The 17,803-nt window shown below is 46.9% G+C and carries 15 protein-coding genes; 9 read left to right on the forward strand and 6 right to left on the reverse strand.

Features of this window, described 5'->3' with window-relative positions:
- Window positions 1-68: 68 nt before the first annotated feature.
- The 4 genes from nirB (at window position 69) to JNUCC31_RS05330 (ending at window position 4,577) form a co-directional block, all read left to right on the forward strand.
- A complete protein-coding gene (gene nirB, locus JNUCC31_RS05315) occupies window positions 69-2,498 on the forward strand; it encodes a nitrite reductase large subunit NirB (protein ID WP_192269140.1) in 2,430 nt (809 codons plus the stop codon).
- A 73-nt stretch (window positions 2,499-2,571) separates the two neighbouring features.
- A complete protein-coding gene (gene nirD, locus JNUCC31_RS05320; RefSeq protein ID WP_192269142.1) occupies window positions 2,572-2,898 on the forward strand; it encodes a nitrite reductase small subunit NirD in 327 nt (108 codons plus the stop codon).
- A 50-nt stretch (window positions 2,899-2,948) separates the two neighbouring features.
- Window positions 2,949-3,746, forward strand: a complete 798-nt coding sequence (locus JNUCC31_RS05325) for a formate/nitrite transporter family protein (RefSeq protein ID WP_192269144.1) — start codon at window positions 2,949-2,951, stop codon at window positions 3,744-3,746.
- 201 nt (window positions 3,747-3,947) lie between these two features.
- Window positions 3,948-4,577 carry a YfbR-like 5'-deoxynucleotidase gene (locus tag JNUCC31_RS05330; protein ID WP_192269146.1) on the forward strand — a complete coding sequence of 210 codons (630 nt, stop codon included), beginning with the start codon at window positions 3,948-3,950 and terminating at the stop codon, window positions 4,575-4,577.
- Between the two features lie 52 nt (window positions 4,578-4,629).
- Here the strand turns inward: JNUCC31_RS05330 and JNUCC31_RS05335 are convergent, their stop codons facing one another.
- A complete protein-coding gene (locus JNUCC31_RS05335; protein ID WP_192269148.1) occupies window positions 4,630-5,388 on the reverse strand; it encodes a response regulator transcription factor in 759 nt (252 codons plus the stop codon).
- Window positions 5,372-7,273 (reverse strand): cache domain-containing sensor histidine kinase, encoded by a 1,902-nt coding sequence (locus tag JNUCC31_RS05340; protein WP_192269150.1) that lies wholly within the window; start codon window positions 7,271-7,273, stop codon window positions 5,372-5,374. Before JNUCC31_RS05340 ends, JNUCC31_RS05335 begins: the two co-directional genes overlap by 17 nt.
- Before the next feature lie 179 nt (window positions 7,274-7,452).
- Between JNUCC31_RS05340 and JNUCC31_RS05345 the strand changes: the two genes are divergently transcribed.
- The 3 genes from JNUCC31_RS05345 (at window position 7,453) to JNUCC31_RS05355 (ending at window position 10,556) form a co-directional block, all read left to right on the forward strand.
- Entirely contained in the window at window positions 7,453-8,754 is a 1,302-nt protein-coding gene (locus JNUCC31_RS05345; protein WP_192269152.1) for an ABC transporter substrate-binding protein, read from the forward strand.
- 104 nt (window positions 8,755-8,858) lie between these two features.
- Window positions 8,859-9,731 (forward strand): carbohydrate ABC transporter permease, encoded by an 873-nt coding sequence (locus JNUCC31_RS05350; protein ID WP_192269155.1) that lies wholly within the window; start codon window positions 8,859-8,861, stop codon window positions 9,729-9,731.
- Entirely contained in the window at window positions 9,732-10,556 is an 825-nt protein-coding gene (locus JNUCC31_RS05355) for a carbohydrate ABC transporter permease (RefSeq protein ID WP_192269158.1), read from the forward strand. It begins immediately after the preceding gene.
- Window positions 10,557-10,729: 173 nt separating this feature from the next.
- On the opposite strand, the gene JNUCC31_RS05360 is transcribed toward JNUCC31_RS05355, so the two are convergent.
- Genes JNUCC31_RS05360 through JNUCC31_RS05375 form a run of 4 tightly spaced genes read right to left on the reverse strand, consistent with a single transcriptional unit; the run spans window position 10,730 to window position 15,884 of the window.
- On the reverse strand, window positions 10,730-12,055 hold the full coding sequence (locus JNUCC31_RS05360; protein WP_192269162.1) for an MFS transporter: 1,326 nt from the start codon (window positions 12,053-12,055) through the stop codon (window positions 10,730-10,732).
- Window positions 12,056-12,075: 20 nt separating this feature from the next.
- Window positions 12,076-12,711, reverse strand: a complete 636-nt coding sequence (locus JNUCC31_RS05365) for a TetR/AcrR family transcriptional regulator (protein ID WP_192269165.1) — start codon at window positions 12,709-12,711, stop codon at window positions 12,076-12,078.
- A 59-nt stretch (window positions 12,712-12,770) separates the two neighbouring features.
- Window positions 12,771-13,538: an ABC transporter ATP-binding protein gene (locus JNUCC31_RS05370; protein ID WP_192269168.1), complete on the reverse strand. Its 768-nt coding sequence runs from the start codon at window positions 13,536-13,538 to the stop codon at window positions 12,771-12,773.
- A 12-nt stretch (window positions 13,539-13,550) separates the two neighbouring features.
- Window positions 13,551-15,884 carry an ABC transporter permease gene (locus JNUCC31_RS05375; protein ID WP_192269171.1) on the reverse strand — a complete coding sequence of 778 codons (2,334 nt, stop codon included), beginning with the start codon at window positions 15,882-15,884 and terminating at the stop codon, window positions 13,551-13,553.
- Between the two features lie 380 nt (window positions 15,885-16,264).
- On the opposite strand from JNUCC31_RS05375, the gene JNUCC31_RS05380 reads away from it, so the two are divergent.
- The gene (locus JNUCC31_RS05380) at window positions 16,265-16,690 is read left to right on the forward strand and encodes an Rrf2 family transcriptional regulator (RefSeq protein WP_192269176.1); all 426 of its coding nucleotides are present in this window, start codon (window positions 16,265-16,267) and stop codon (window positions 16,688-16,690) included.
- A gap of 137 nt (window positions 16,691-16,827) precedes the next feature.
- Window positions 16,828-17,685, forward strand: coding sequence for an SDR family oxidoreductase (locus tag JNUCC31_RS05385; protein ID WP_192269179.1), 858 nt, complete (start codon window positions 16,828-16,830; stop codon window positions 17,683-17,685).
- Window positions 17,686-17,803: the final 118 nt, after the last annotated feature.

The following is a 17,803-nucleotide window of genomic DNA, read 5'->3' on the forward strand; positions in this document are numbered from 1 at the left end:
TATACTTCAAATATAAACCACTAAAAATGATGGTATTGTAAAGTGTCCATTCAAGGAGGCATACACACATGAACGGAAATAAGGAAAAATTAGTCATCATCGGTAACGGTATGGCAGGCATCAGTACAGTTGAACAAATTTTAAAATTGAGCTCACGGTTCGACATTACGGTCTTTGGTACTGAACCCTATCCCAATTACAACCGGATTATGCTGTCCTATGTGCTGGAAGGCAGCAAAACAATTGATGATATTGTGCTCAATGATCTGCATTGGTATGAGGATTATGGTATTACCCTCCATACAGGTACAACCGTAACACGGATTGATTCCGAGACCCATGAAGTCGTTACTGCAGAAGGCCAACGCTTCCCTTACGACAAAATCATCATCGCAACCGGCTCCAGTTCCTTCATTCTTCCCGTACCCGGTCATGACAAACAAGGGGTTGTTGGGTTCAGGGATATAGCCGATTGTAACGTCATGCTGGAAGCTGCGAAACAGTACAAAAAAGCGGCTGTCATTGGGGGCGGGCTTCTAGGCCTGGAAGCTGCCAAAGGGTTGGTACAGCTAGGGATGGAAGTCACAGTTGTGCATTTGATGCAGGATCTGATGGAACGCCAGCTTGATCCGCAGGCGTCCGCGATGTTAAAAGCCGAACTTGAACGTCAGGGCATCCGGTTCAAGATGGGTGCACAAACCGCAGAACTGCTTGGTGGCGAACGGGTAGAAGGTATTCGTTTTGCCGATGACTCCGTGCTGAACACCGATTTTGTTGTTATGGCCGTAGGCATCAAACCCAACACGGATGTAGCTCGTGAAAGCGGCATGGAAGTTAACCGGGGCATTGTGGTGAACGACTATATGCAAACTTCACTGGAGAACGTGTATTCCGTCGGGGAATGTACTGAACATCGCGGTGTATGTTACGGCCTTGTTGCCCCACTATTCGAACAAGGCATGATTCTGGCCAAACATATATGCGGCGTGGAGACCGCTCCTTATGAAGGTTCTGTTGTATCCACCAAATTGAAAATTTCGGGCGTGGACGTCTTTTCGACCGGTGAATTCATCGACAGTCCCGAACATACGGTCATTGCGCATAAGGATGACTGGAAACGCACGTACAAAAAAATTCTTCTTCGGGATAATATCTTAGTTGGTGCCGTACTCTTTGGTGACATTACGGATTCTGCAGAATTACAGAAGTTGATCAAACAACAAGCCGAAATGACCGATGAATTGTATGCTTCACTGATGGGTACAGGCTGTGGCGGGCACAAAAAGGCTGCCTCCGTGGAAACCATGGCAGAAGACGAAATTGTCTGCGGATGTAACGGAGTAACCAAAGGAACCATTGTCGATGCCATTACGAATCAAGGATTAACCAGCGTAGACGAAATTAAAGCCTGTACGGGTGCAACCCGCTCCTGCGGCGGCTGTAAACCGGTTGTTGAACAAATTTTGCAATATGTGCTTGGAGACAGCTTCACAACAGGTGCCAAACAGGGAATCTGTGGTTGCACCTCCCTCAATCGGGATGAAATTGTATCCGAGATTAAACAAAAAGGATTGCAAACGACCAAAGAGGTCATGAATGTGCTGGGATGGAGCCAGCCCGAAGGATGTTCCAAATGCCGCCCGGCCATTAACTATTACCTTGGCATGATTGCACCAGATACCCATGTGGATGAAAAGGAGTCCCGTTTTGTCAACGAACGCATGAACGCCAATATTCAAAAAGATGGCACATATACCGTTGTACCGCGCATGTATGGCGGGGTCACAACACCGGAAGACTTGAAACGCATTGCTGACATTTCGGTCAAATACGATGTAAAAGCCGTCAAAGTAACAGGAGGTCAGCGTCTGGACCTGATTGGAGTCAAAAAAGAAGATCTGCCCAACGTGTGGGCTGAGCTGGATATGCCTTCAGGCTACGCATACGCCAAGTCACTGAGAACGGTCAAAACATGCGTCGGTTCACAATTTTGCCGCTTCGGCACACAGGATTCCATGGCGATGGGCGCTCTGCTCGAGCGCAAGTTCGAACGTCTGGATCTGCCTGCCAAGTTCAAATATGCCGTGAACGGTTGTCCTCGTAACTGTGCGGAGTCGTGTACGAAAGATATCGGTATCGTAGGTAATGACGGCGGCTGGGAAATATTTATTGGCGGTAACGGTGGCATCAAGGCCAGACTCGCTGACTCCCTGTGCAAGGTGAAGACTGATGAAGAATTAGTTGAGCTTTGCGGAGCAATCATGCAGCATTATCGGGAGACAGCCAATTACCTGGAGCGGACTTCCGAATGGGTGGAACGTCTGGGTCTGGAGCAGATTCGAGCCGTTGTGGTCGATGATGTGAAAGAGCGCAAGGCACTTATGGGACGAATCGAATTCGCTCTTGAGCAAGTGGAAGACCCTTGGAAAAAAGCACTGCGTAACGAGGAAGGCCAGAACAAACTATTCCATGGCATAGAAGTGACAGCTCGACCATAGCCCCCTTTCTCGGCCATTATGATTTATCTTAATTGATTCTGTAAGGTAATTTGAAAATGAAGGAGTTGTTCATATGACAACACAGCAATCTGCCATCTACTATCCTGCCGGAGAGATTGAAGAATTCCTGCCTCAGATTGGCAGAGTCGTTGAGGTCAAAGGCCAATCACTGGCCGTATTTCGGACTTCTGATGGCACCATCTTCGCCGCAGAAAATCGTAGTCCCCATCCCAAAGGTGGACCGCTGGCAGAAGGGATGGTCTCCGGGTATGATCTGTACGATCCACTGTATGATTGGAAAATCGATCTGAACACAGGTCTTGTGCAGGCCCCCGATCAGGGCCAAGTGCGGATGTATCCTGTGAAAATCGAGAACGGGCAGGTTTGGATCGCTATATAGCTATATATTTTCACTGTCAACGATAGATGCACCAAATGGAGGAAATCGTCATGTATACACCCAATGTTGAAGGCATTATTGAAGCTGCAGTAAAAAAACGGGATCAAATGAATGCCAGCCTGCCACGTTACATGGTTGCAGCCTTGATGGCTGGTGCTTATGTAGGTCTTGGCATCATTCTGATATTCAGTATCGGTGCCCCGCTGCTTGCTGCTCAGTCACCACTGCAAATGATGCTGATGGGCATGTCTTTTGGACTCGCCCTCACACTCGTTATCTTTGCCGGATCCGAACTGTTCACAGGTAATAACATGTTTTTCACCATGAGCACGCTGGCAGGCCGGACTACCGTTCGGGATACGCTCAAAAACTGGGGACTTGTCTTCCTTGGCAACCTGATCGGTGCTGTTCTGCTCAGTCTGCTCATTGTGGGCAGTGGTCTCTTCAAGACGGCTACACCGGAACATCTGCTGTTTGTCGTTTCTGCCAAAAAGATGGCCGCTCCCGTTAGCGAATTGTTCTTCCGTGGCATTCTCTGTAACTGGCTAGTCTGTCTGGCGATCTGGATGGCAGCCCGCTCGAAAGAGGATATTGCCAAACTTGTCCTCATCTGGTGGTGTCTGTACGCTTTTATCGCCAGTGGTTATGAACATAGTGTCGCCAATATGACCTTGTTATCCTTGTCCTGGCTGCTGCCAAACCACCCGGATACGATTACTCTGGCAGGCTGGATGCATAACATGATTCCGGTCACGCTCGGTAATATTATCGGAGGAGCTCTATTTGTCGGCATGGCCTATTGGTTTGTTTCGCCTGTGAGAAAAAAGGATAGATCGCCTACGATATAGTTCACTTTCGTTAATCGTCTTTTTGCAGGAACTCAGATGTATACCATTTCACCACCATTCTTCCTTCGACTTATCTTCAAAGGGACATGGTGGTTTTTTCTATTTAGCCATTTTTACCTTTCATGTATACATCGTTAATCCACGGTTAATATAACTGGAGTATACTCGGTGCATACCCAACTAAAAAGGATGATCGCATACATGGGAATTCATACGTACTTCAGGTCTCTAAACGATCTCGAACGCATTATCCGCACGCCTGGCAAATTCAAGTTTGAAGAACACAGTGTATCCGCACACTCCTGGAAAGTTGTGCAGTACGCCAAAACGCTCGCCGATATTGAAGAACAACACGGCGTCAGCATCGATTGGAAGAAGTTATACGAAATCACCAGCAGCCATGATTATGGCGAAATCTTCATCGGTGATATTAAAACACCGGTCAAGCATTACTCTCTGGAGCTGCGTTCGATGCTGCAACAAGTGGAAGAAGGCATGGTTGAGCATTTTATTAACGAAAATATTCCTGAAGAATTCCAGCCGATTTTCCGCAGACAGCTGCGTGAAGGCAAAGATAACTCTGTCGAAGGACTTATTCTGGAAGTGGCCGACAAAATGGATCAGGTGTACGAAGCGTTTGCTGAACTGCAACGTGGCAACACCGAAAAGGAATTTATCGTGATGTACCGATATGCCCTGATCAAAATCAAAAATATTGACCTCCACTGTGTACACTATTTTCTCCAGCATATTCTCCCCGACATCATTGAGGAAGGCAACCGTTCCCCATTTGATATCCGCCAAATCACGGAAGAGGCCTTGTCCCAATAATCAGCTCCAGTCATCGTGGTTCTTCAAGGGCCATGGACAGGGCTTTTTTTCGTTATTGTAACTGTTGGCGATACTCGCTAGGATACAGTCCTGTCTTGTTTTTGAAAATACGGCTGAAATAATGAGAATCACTGTATCCTACCGCTTTACCTACTGTCTTGATATCCATATCTTCAAAGGCCGCGAGCATGCGTTTTGCTTCGTTGATTCGAAGTCCTGTCATATATTTGAGCGGTGTTTCGCCCGTTACTTTTTTGAAGCACTTTCCCAGGTAATCCACACTGAAATGCATCTGTCCTGCCATATCCTGCAACGTGATTTCGTGCATATAGTTCTGTTTCAGATACCGTTTGACAGCCTCTGCAATATCTTCCGGCTTTACCTGTTCGTCCTGCACCGCGCTGACATGGGCCAGCGAGTCTCCTGCGCTGCCGAGTTTTAATTCCATCGCGTCCAGCAGCGTCCGGAGTTGCTGCTCCGTGAGTGGTTTGAGGAGATAATCCTCCACTTTATAATGGATCGCCTGACGTGCATATTCAAACTCATGGTGGCCGCTCAGGATTACAATCTTGACATGGGGGTAGGCAAAATACAGATGTTTTGCCAGTTCCAGCCCATTCATAACAGGCATCTGAATATCGGTAACAACCAGGTCAGGCACCATTTGTTCAATTAGCTGTAATGCTTCCTGTCCGTTCCTCGCTTCACCAATCACCTCGAAACGTGTGCTGAGCTCTCTGAATTTACGCGATACATTGCGGCGAATCAATGCCTCGTCCTCGACAATAATAGTTCTATACGTCATCGTCATGGATTGAACGGTGCTCCTTTCGAATGGAACCTCCAATGGTAATGCTCACTCCACCAGAAAACTTGTTTACAATATGAATACGAGCTGCGGCGCCATACCATAACTTCAGTCTGATCCAAATGTTCCGGAGGCCCATCCCGCCCATCTCCAGCTCAGGCATGCGCTCCCATTCCTGTGATTTCTTCATGTATTGCTGTATGGCGCTAAGCGCCTCGGGTTCCATACCAGGTCCGTTATCTTCTACTGTTATTTGCCATGCCTTTGCTATCATGTCCAGTTCTCCAATGATATGTATCCTCCAGGGTGGCGTATCCCCAAGTCCATACTTCATGACATTTTCCAATAGAGGCTGAATCAGAAGCATCGGAACCTGAATGTCTTTCATTGCGTCAGGGATACGAAATTCATAGACCAGATCATCTTCAAACCGGATTTTCATACACTCCAGGTATCGTTCGCAATAGTCGATTTCTTTGGATAATGGGACGCCGTTTTTGTTCGGAGCCGAGATATAACGCAGCATGGAAGCAATATGACCACAGAACGCAACAATCTGTCCATTCATGCCTTCTTCCGCCATAATACTGATGTTCGTAATGTTGTTATACAGAAAGTGAGGATTCATCTGGGACTGCAAGGCCAGCAATCTGGCATCGGTCTCCTGTGATTTGATGGCCATCATATCCTGAAAAGACTGTACAAGCTGTTGATTCAGTCTGATAAATGTATCATTCAGTTCATCCATCTCGCGGATGGAACCCGGGCGATCCAGCTTAAACAACTGACCCGAGTCCTCACCTGTGGTTAGATCATGCACACCAGTTTTCTGAATAATACGCTGCAAACGATGGAGCGGCAAAGTGACACGCTTCGAGATCAGGTAGGAGAGAAGCAGAATAAGCATCAATGTACCCAAAGTAGCCCCCATAAACAGAAGAGCCATGCGATTCAGATTTGCAAAAAGGGACTGCTTGGACTGCATAACGACAACAGTCCATCCTGTCTCCTGTGAGGTGGTGTATGTCATCATCTGTTTCGAATTCCCATACGGATCAGCAATTTCCTGCATCGTTCCTGATGCCTCGTCACCATTACGAACTCTCTCTACAACGTAGGCGCTGTTTTCAATCAACTCTCGATCATCAGAAGCAAAAGGATATAATAGTGTATTGCGCTCGTCCATCACATAAATCCGAAGATCACCCTGACCACCCTGGACTTCATTCAAATGCTGGAACAAGGTACCCGCATCCTGCAGAATCTCAACTACTCCCTGACTGACGTAATTCCCGTCTTTGTATACGCGAGTGAGAGAGATATACGGATTCCCGGACTTCCCCTCCTCTGTAGGCATAGGCAGACTTCCCCCATCCAACAGCCGGATGACCCGCCAGCCGCTCCTCTCCCACGTTTCCTCGTACCATGGTCGTTGAGTGAGGTCTACCGACATTTGACCGTTAAAAGCCCCTGCCCCCAACATTTTTCCATTCATGTCATAGATATTCGCCTGTTTCGCCGTGTTCGAGCTGCTAATAATCGCCAGAATGACATCAATCAATGTCGTTGTATCCTTGTAAAATGCCGGATCACTCCCCAGTGTCTGTTCACTGTCCTCCGCTGGAGACAAATAATGACTGAAATGTTCTTTCACCAGATTGGAATACACAATATTCATGGAGAAATTGTTCATTTTAACAATCTCTTGGTCCAGATTGCCTACCATCGATACCCCCAGTTGCTTCTGCTGCTCCTCACTACGATTACGGATATCGCTTGCGAGAAAAACATACAGAAGGCCTGCCACAATGAGCGAAAAGATTATAAACACCGCAGAGTAATAGGCAAACAGACTTTGCTGAAGCGTTCTAAAGCGATAACGAACCATCTCACACCTCATCCTCTTGACTTAAGTCTATTGCGTCATTCGAAAATGTCCACTCAACAGAACGCTTTTGTCTATTGAGCACATTCGTCGTTCACAGTAAAGTTATCCACATAAGAATACGCTTACATCAAGCGTTTCGGCAAGTGTCAATTATTCTTTTTATTCTGGGAGGTTCAATCATGAGAAAACGATTTCTATTTACCTTCGCAAGTGTGCTGCTGCTCTCCACCCTGCTGCTTGCCGGATGCAACTCCGGTAAAAATGCGGACGGCAATGGCAAGGTAACACTCACCTTCGGAACAAGCCAGTCTGGTATTCCACGTACAGGGATCATGCAGACGATGGCTAAGGAGTATGAGCAGGAAACTGGCGTCAAAATTGACTTTCAGGTGGTACCTGACGCCCAGTGGCGTGACTTGATCAAGGTGAAGCTCGCCTCCGGTGAAGCTCCTGATATTTTCAACGTTGATGTGGACCCGCTTAGCATGCCTGCCAACGTAAGGCCGGAAGAAAACGCGATTGATCTGACCAAGGAAGAATTTACGGGTCGCATGTCGGAGGAGATTTTACCAACAGTCAGTCACAAGGACAAGGTATATGGCGTTTCTTTTGCACCAACAAAAATCTGGTATGTGTACTATAACAAACGCATCTTTGAAGAGCTTGGCATTGAGCCGCCAACTTCATATGCAGAATTCAAGGCGATCAGCCAGAAAATCAAGGAAAAAGACATCATCCCTTTCTATCAGGCACCTGCCAGTGGATGGTATCAAGTTCTGCCTTTGTTCGAAACGGGGCCTAACTATGAGCAGTCTGCGCCGGGAACGTATGAGAAGCTGAACAACAATGAGATGAAAGTCGAAGATTTGACGCAGCTCAAGACGGTCATTGAACAGTTGAAAGAATTTGCGGACCTCGGCTATTTCGGCAAGGATTTCCTATCCAATACCGTTGAAGCGGGAATCGAGGCCTTCGGTCAGGAGAAAGCAGCAATGCTGCTGCGGGTACCAGGTACGGAGAAGGAAGTTTCCGAGGCTTATCCGGCGATGGCGGACAATATGGGATTCTTCGTCATGCCATGGGGAGACAACCAGACCATTGGTGTGAACCCGGGTGGTTCAGCAGCCATGTTTGGCAACAAAAACAGCAAACATCCTGAGGAAGTACTGAAATTCTTCCGCTGGATTACGGAGCATGATCATCTGCAGCGTGTCTTTGATGAAGGTGAAGGCAATCTGACGATCTGCTGGCCAGAAATCGAACCGAAGCTGACGCAGGATTATATCGATTATGAGAAAAATCATGAAAAGGGTACGGTGATGCAGGCAGCCGTGAAGTACATTGATCCGCAATGGATGGATATCGGCAAGGATCTTTCGGGCATGTTCGCCGGAGCAATGACCCCGGATCAAATAATGCAGAATATTGATAAACGCCGGGCCGAGCAAGCCAAAGTGCTGAAGGATGAAGCGTGGCAATAACAGCGTATATGCCGGGTAACCTATAATATAAGGCTGACCAGCGTTGCATACAACGGGCATCGCCCGCTCATGGATGTTGGCAGGAAGGACAGGTGTAACGGATTATGAATGCGAACAAGATCTATCCCTGGTATTTCTCATCCGGAGCGATTGTATTATATCTACTGTTCATCGTCGCTCCCGCCCTGCTGGGCATCTACTATTCCTTCACCGACTGGAACAGCTACAGTTCGGAGAAGAACTTTATAGGCCTGGAACATTTCCGCACCATTCTGGCGGGTGATCCAACGTATTTACTTTTTATTAAGAATACAGTACTTTTTACCCTCATTACCTCCATCGCCAAGACGGTACTGGGTCTCTTCCTTGCCCTGCTGCTAGTCAGCGGTGTAAAGGCCGCCAATCTGCATCGGATGATCATTTTTTCACCCCAGGTGCTGTCATTCCTGATCGTCGGCCTGGTATTCAAAAGCCTGCTAGATCCCAACAACGGGTTCGTTAACGTGACGCTGCGTTCGCTCGGTCTGGACGTTCTGGCCCAGAACTGGCTGGGCTCACTGACCTGGGCCATGCCATCCATCATGGCGGTGGATACGTGGAAAGGGATGGGGTACATCATGGTCCTGTTCATCGCCGGACTGCTCGCCATTCCTCGTGATTATTATGAAGCGGCATCCATTGATGGTGCCGGCTTCGGGCAGAAGCTGTTTCGGATCACCATTCCGATGCTGATGCCTACAATCACGATCGCCACGGTGCTTAATATTACGTACGGGCTGCGGGTATTCGATGCCGTATACGTGCTGACTAACGGTGGGCCAGGCAACGCTACAGATGTGATTAACACAGCGGTGTATTCCTCTTTTGCGAAAGGCTATTGGGGACTCGGCAGTGCGTTATCCACGATTCTGTTTGTCATTATGGCGATCATCTCCTTCTTCATCATCCGCTTGATGAACCGAAAGGTGGAATTCTAGATGCGAGTGAAAAAACAGCTGGTTTCCATCGGATTAAATGTACTCGCCTGGCTGCTTAGCCTGGTGGTATTGATTCCTTTTGTCGTCATTGTCCTGAATTCATTCAAGTCCGATGCTGAAGCCAAAGTACTAAAACTGACCCTACCTGAGAAGTTTGTCTTTGAAAATTATAAAATCGTCTATGAACAGGGACATTTGGGAGGTTCCTTTTTCAACAGTCTGCTGCATTCAACGGCTTCTTCTCTGCTGCTCGTGTTTGTGGTCGCGTTCTCGGCCTTTACATTGTCGCGCAATCATTCGAAGTTCAGTCAGTTCCTGTACTTCTTCCTGATTCTCGGCATCACACTGCCGCTCAATTACATCCCTTTAATGGAAGTGATGAAATCCCTGGGCATGATTAATTCGCATGTGGGCATGATTCTGCTGTACACAGCGATGGGCATTCCGATCTCGCTATTCATCACGTATGCGTTTGTATCCAATATTCCAAAAGAACTGGATGAGGCAGCCATAATGGACGGGTGCAACGGGATCAAGCTGTTTCTCAGAATTATCGTGCCTCTGTTAACCTCTGTACTGGTGACGGTGTTTGTTCTTAATTTCCTGAGTGTCTGGAATGAATTTACCGCCCCGCTCTACATGCTCAATACCGTCGAGATGTGGCCGATGACACTGGCTGTATATAACTTCTTCGGACAGTTCAGTGCTCAGTGGAATCTGGTGAGCGCGGATATCGTGCTTACTTCCCTGCCTGTGTTGATTGTGTTCCTGATTGGGCAAAAATATATTGTCGGCGGCCTCACTTCCGGGGCAGTGAAGGGATAAGATCACTTGAATGACGATATCCCAAACCTTTTTTATAAAAAACTGCTGACTTCACAGTCAAAAAGCCCTTGTCTGCAAAGCATGTGTGTCTGGTTCTTCAACCAGACCGTTCACCTGCTTCGGACGAGGGCTTTCGCTGTGGAGATCTTTAACCGTCACACATTCATTCTGAATTAATCGTGCGCCAAACCGACAGAATCGGGCGGAGCGATGTCGGTGTCTTGCTCCAACGACTTGATCATTTTCAAACGGGATGTAATAAGCGCGATCAAAATAACGAAGAGACCCGCAATGATGAACAGCAGGGCAATGCCTCTTCCCGGCCCTGTTCCAATGATCTGACCAATGGAAGACGCCAGCGCTCCACCCTCCATCATCAGTGGATTAAACACATGGTCAGCCAGAAATCCAGCCAAACTGTATGCTATCACGAACCCGAGCTGTGACAGAATACCAATAATGCCCCATACCCTACCCTGTTTTTCGTTGGCAATATTGTTTCGTACCAGCACATCTGCGCTCATGTTGACAAACGGCAGTGAAGACAGAAATAGAAAGCCTGCGAAAATAATAAAATAAATGTTGGTGGATACACCCAGAAGTGAGAAGGACAAGCCGCACAAAATCAGCCCCATCACAAGCACACTTGCGTATTTCTTCGTCATTGTAAAAATACCGATACACAAGCTGCTGATCAGCATGCCGATAGCGCTCACGGACTGAAACGTTCCAAGTGTCTTCGCATCCGTAAAGGACAGCAGCATCGGGCCAATAAGTGTCTCCAGGAATCCCAGATAGAAGGTGACCAGAGAAATAATCATGACAAGCAGCAGTACTCCCTTGTTGGTTACAACTTCCCTCCAGCCCTCCTGAATATCAGTCATCCAGTTTTTGTCTTCTTTATTCTCTCGCTCAACCTTCATGCTCTTCCGAATGACCAGCACAGCCAAAATAGCAACCAGGAATGTCAGAATGTTAATGACCAGAATAACTTCAATGGTTGTTATACTAAGCAGAATACCCGCAATGATCGGTGAAAAGAGAAACTTCGAGGATTCAGCCAGCTGCACCAGCCCGCTTCCTTTGGAGAACTGATCTTTATCCAGCAAGTCGGTGGCAGAGGCCTTATATGCCGGGCTTTGCAGTGCGGAAAACACAGAACTAAAGGCCACTCCCACATAGATATGCCATAACTGGATATCACCCGTAAGCATAATCGACAGAATGAAAATCAAACCCGCCGCCGATCCCAGGTCGCCGATGATCATCATGGTTCGACGGTCGAACCGATCAGCCAGCACACCTCCAATCGGTCGAAGCAGGATGTTCGGCAGAAACGTGAACAAGGTGATCAGCGCAACACTTGTTGCGGTATTCGTTTTTTCGAAGGCATATACCCCCAGCGAGAAGGCTGTAAGACCAATCCCGATCATGGAGATAAGCTGACCGAACCATACAACCAGAAATTTCCGAAATGATTTTTGAACGGTATGTTCCATGGATAGCACTCCTTTCTTGGTTAAGCTTGATGTGGAAAATAAAGACGGGTGACGTAGGCAAAGCTTCCTTTTTCTGCTCCCAGAACACGTTCCATAATATGCGTGAAGGCTTCAACCTTTTGTTGGAGTTCTTCCTCCTCCCATTGAAAGATGCCTCGATCCAGCAAAAATTGGGACGATACGAGCAGAAATTCGATGGATTCCTTGGGGCTAGGTGTATGAAACACCCCTTCCTGAATGCCCTGCTCCACCACTTCAGCCAAGATCGGACTTAACCGAATTACCGTCTCCACGAGACTCTTTTGGTGCATCTCCACATTATGGACACTGTGCAATTGCTCGATGAGATCATGCTTTCTGTCGTCAGGCTGATTCTGTGCCATCATGATTCGAAAAATTTTGTCATGGGCGTTCAGTTTGGGATCGGATACCACGCGCTTGGCTGATGCCTCGCCGCTGAGAATAAAACGCATGACGATGGCATTCATAACCTCTTCCTTGGACTGAAAATAATAATAAAATGTGCCCTTGGCAATGTTGCACGCCTGGAGAATATCCATCACCGTTGCTTTGGTATATCCCTTGGTCACGAACAGAATCTCGGCCGCATCCAAAATCTCGTTTCTTCGTTCTTCCGGGTTTTTTATCACTCTCATATCCTGGCCTCCGATACGTTCGACCGACTGTCGGTCTATTGTAGTCATGAAGTACTTTTTTAGAACCCCATTTCAGTCAACCATTTCGCCAGATGGCTTTCCCTTGCTTTCAGATCCTGACGTTCTCTTGCATATTTTCCGATATTTTTGTCTGCAACCAGTTTGCCGTCCATCATAAACAGCACACGTTCCGATCTGGCAGCAACTTTGACATCATGGGTTACGAGCAAAATGGTTGTACCTGCTGCATTAATATCGCCCAGAATATCCATAATTTCATACGTCGATTTGGAATTCAGCGCCCCTGTCGGTTCATCTCCGAATAGAATATCCGGATTATTAATAAGCGCACGGCAGATGGCAATCCGCTGCAGCTGTCCTCCAGAGGCTTGGGTGATGTTATGCTGGGCCAGCCCGTCAATCCCCATTTTTTTCATCAGTGACATCGCCCGTGTATTGATCGTTTCTCTGCTGCTGTTCTTGGCGAGATATGCGGACAGTACGATATTGTCCAACAGATTCAGATTCTTGAGCAGATGAATATTTTGAAAAATGAACCCCATCTTGGTCAGACGCAGACTTGCCAGGTCTCTCTCCTGAAATGCGGATATTTTTTTGCCATTAAAATAGACGCTGCCCGCACTAATCTGATCCATGCCGCTGATGTTGTACAATAACGTGGACTTGCCTGAGCCGGACGGGCCCATGACGGAAACAAACTCTCCCTTTTTTAATTGAAGGTTGATATCTTTCAGGATGCTATGTTCTTCATTCTCGCCGATCGCTACGGATTTATTCACTTCTTTGGCTTCAACTATCGTTGTCATCGTTAATCCTCCCTATTCCACAATCATTTTGGATATGCTAGTTTCCTTGATCGATTGTATGCTGATCCATGCTGTCAGTACGATCGTGCCTGCAAGCAGCAATGGGCACAAAATATAAGCCTGCAGCGGGTTAACAACAAAAACAATATTCGAAGCACTAAACGTCGACATGATGCCACTGACCAGTAGCGGACCCAGTGTATTGGATAATATCGTTCCAGCAACAACCCCAACAATCAATATGACAAGTGACATCACGACATACTTCAACTTGATCTTGGACAAGGCAAAGCCAAGACTTCTTAATACAGCAATGTCATTGTTGTCCTTGGCTACTAACATCTGAAGGAACAGAGATGTAATCAAAATGGATATGAAGACACCGATGACCAAGGCCAGCATTGTAACCAATTTCAATTGCTGGATGGTTCCTCCGAGCGTCTGATCCAGATATCCTTGAAGATCCGTTACTTTGGCTGGAGAGAAGGACGTCTCATACTCAGCTATTTTGGCAGCCATTTCCCCGCGATCTTTCAGATCCAGACTGACCACGTACCACAAAACGCTATCCTTGTTGTAGGGCAACAAAGCTTTCGCCGTTTTCCCACCATTCGTAACGTCCTGGTATATGCCACTGACCGTCATCACCTGGTCCTTGCCATTAACCAGCAGGGTAAGCTGCTCACCTGTCTTCAGACCCAGCTCGCCGCTGTTTGCATCTGATAGCGCTATTTCATTCTCGGTTGTTGGCGCATTCCCGCTAACATAGGACAATGGAAAAATACTGAAATCCCCGGTTTCCACACTCAGATTGTCATAACTTCCTTCTGCATTCCGAACCTTGAACTGGCTCGTTACCAATGGGGAATACGTTTTGATATCATTATCATTTTGGATCTGGGCAACCAGACTGGCATAACGCTGCTCTACATCGTCTGTGTGCCTCAAGTCAATGCGAATATCGCTTTGTCCAACACCCATATAGGAAATAAAGCTTGGCGCCTGTAAAGTGTTCAGGAAGTTGACCGGCACAATCATGATAAATGAACTGACCACAAAGACGAATAATAACAATCGGAACATCTTTATTCGCTGTATGACTTCCTTCAGACCTAGAAAGACGGGTACGGAAGACCAGCGATTGCGGGACAAACTAAGCCGATTCCGAATGAGCTGAGTGTCTCCCAGGCTTCCGGTACGGAGAGCATCCACCGCGGAGATGGAACGAAAACGCCGCAGTACCGTTCGACAGAACAGAACCACCATTGTGAATATCAATCCGGCTGCCACTAAAGGAATTGCAAAATGCAGCAGGGTTGCAGGCGCTTTTCCCATATACAACATAATGTTTGAAACGAATAGTCTGTTAACCCCGAGCGATGCAATGTAACCCAGCACGGAAGCTAATCCGGCCATAAAAATATACTTCATCAGATACAGTCTCTTGATATCCTTCTCGGCGATACCAATCGCTTTCATGACACTGATCTCACGATAATCCTCTTCGATGGTCGCCAGCATCGTGAATCGGATGCAGAGCATCGCGATCAGGATCAGCACAAGACTGACCAGAATAATGACGGCTGCAATAACTCCGTCGGTCATGGCATTCAATACCTGGAACAGCCCGTAGGTTACAACTGGCCCGGCATTGGGAAGCCCGGCATTTTGGTAAGCCTGGGTGAAATCTCCCGTCTGTCCGGGATCAGTCAACCGAAACTCAATGAGATACTCCATCTCCCCGATGCTCTGCTTCAGTTCCTGCAAATTCCCTGAACTCACAATAAAACGTTTGGAGTGGACAACCGACGGATTCATCTGAGCATCACGGACAAAATCAACAATCGTATAGGAACGCTCAAACTGTCCATTACCTACCCGGACCTGATCACCCACATTCAATTTGTTTTGCTGCATGTAATATACCGGTACTGCGATCTCGCCGTCGTTAACCTGTATAATCTCACTGTTCAGATTCAACAAGTAGTCAAAACCCTGATTCTGTGTAACAAAATCAATGTCCATAACGCTGTTTTTTTCAGACTCTGCTCCGAGAAACAGGTTAGAGCCGTCAATGTTGACCATCTCCACAATCTGATGCTGCTGGGCCATGGCATTTTCCTCGGCCCACGTGTTCACTTTGGCCTGATCGAGCTCTCCGGCATGCATTTGTACAAAGTGTGGTGTTTTGGATTCAGAGAACAGATATTGGATGGAACTTGTCAGTTCCATAATCATTCGTGAACCCGAAGATACCAGCAAGGCGGCTAACAGTACAAAAATAAACAGTGCAGCGGTAATCCCTTTCTTTCTTGTCAAGTCGTTTCTCAGCATTCGTAGCAACATAAACGAACATGGCTCCTCTCATCTACATGTCGTTCCTATTCATCTGGAGTCAAATCATTCTGGACAAATATTATTTCAAATACATGTTTGATAACTAGAGGTTATGAGAAGTTGATTTGTTCAAAAATTTTTAAAAATAGGTATCACTCTCCCTGCTTTTCATTTTGGAACGATTTTTTTCTCAATATGTACATTGGTGTAGATAATCAGATTATATATTCACTTAAATATTTGTCAATTAACATATTTTTTTCTATTTTTTTCTGATTGTTATCATCATCCATAATTACGAAATATTCCTGATGTCCAATATCATTTTATAAAAAAATTGACATCCATTCGTTTTGTAACTATTATAGTTACAACGGTGGTGATCATCCATGAAACAAATCAGCAGTCGCTTTTCCATTGCAGTTCATACGCTGTCCCTGGTCGCTGTTGTGCCCAATGAGTGCACTGGAGATTATATCGCCAAAAGCGTGAATACGAATCCCGTGATTATTCGGCGGATCATGTCCAAGCTGAAACAGGCCGGCCTGATTGAGGTTAGACCCGGTGTCGGCGGTGCTTCCTTGTTGAAGGACCCGGCGGACATTACCCTTTTGGATATATATCGAGCTCTTGAGGTCGTCGAGGATGGGGAGTTGTTCAACTTCCACAAACATCCGAATCCGAATTGTCCGGTTGGCAGCATGATCGAACAAACCTTGCGTGCCGAACTTATTGAGGCTCAGACAGCCATGGAGCAGCGCTTGAATCGTGTAACGATACAACAGATGATGGATCAGGTTCACGTCTCTGAATAAAAAAGCTCATTACGAGCTTTTTTTAAACCTTTCGTTGTAATCACACCTGTTATAACATCTACGATTACATCCATTCGTGTAGATTGACATTTCAGATTAGTGTCGATACAAAACACACCCCATAGGAGGAAATATCAATGAAAATTTTAGTTACGGGAGCAACAGGTCATTTGGGTTCACTCGTCGTAGACGCTTTGTTAAAAACGGTATCCGCTGGGGATCTGGCCGTAAGTGTACGGAGCCCGGAGAAAGCGGAAGCTCTTCGTGCTCAGGGCGTTGACGTTCGTCACGGTGATTTCGATCAACCGGAAACATTGGAAAAAGCGTTTGCTGGCGTGGACCGTTTGCTGCTCATTTCCACTGATGGTGACAATGAAACACGTATTCGCCAACATCAGACTGCCGTGGACGCTGCCCAGAAAGCAGGCGTTGGATTCATCGCTTATACCAGCGTTGTGAATGCGGAGAAAAACACCCTTTCGCTGGCTGAAGTACATCGCGCCACAGAACAGGCTATCCGCGAATCCGGCATTCCTTATTCCTTCCTGCGTAACAACTGGTACCTGGAAAATGAAGCAGGCAGTGTTCAAGCAGCTTCCCAGGGCGCACCTTGGGTGCATGCAACGAACGCCAGCCAAGTCGGCTGGGCTACTCGCAGCGATTATGCTCATGCTGCTGCTGCTGTTCTTGCTGGGGAGAAACATGAAAATACCGTATATGAGCTGTCCGGCAAATTGCGTACTCAGGCTGACCTGGCTGCCATTGTTGGTGAAGTGCTGGGACAGGAGATCAACGTACAAAACGTGGACGATGCCGCTTACGCGGATATCATGAAAGGTGCAGGTCTGCCTGACTTTGTAGTCTCCATGCTCGTAGATATGCAAAGTGCCATCCGTGAAGGTGCACTGGCTGTAGCAAGCGACACATTGGAGAAATTACTTGGCCGTCCGGCTCAACCATTGAGCGAAGGTGTTAAAGCGATTTTGGGCAAGTAAGTTTTGGGTACGAAAACTCTCCAGTTTCGAACTCTCTCTCTGTATACATAGAGGAGAAGTAATGGAAATCAAAAAGGGACACATCAACGAATGTTGAATGTGTCCCTTTTTGTGCAGT

The sequence above is a fragment of the Paenibacillus sp. JNUCC-31 genome (genome assembly GCF_014844075.1).
GTDB lineage: Bacteria > Bacillota > Bacilli > Paenibacillales > Paenibacillaceae > Paenibacillus.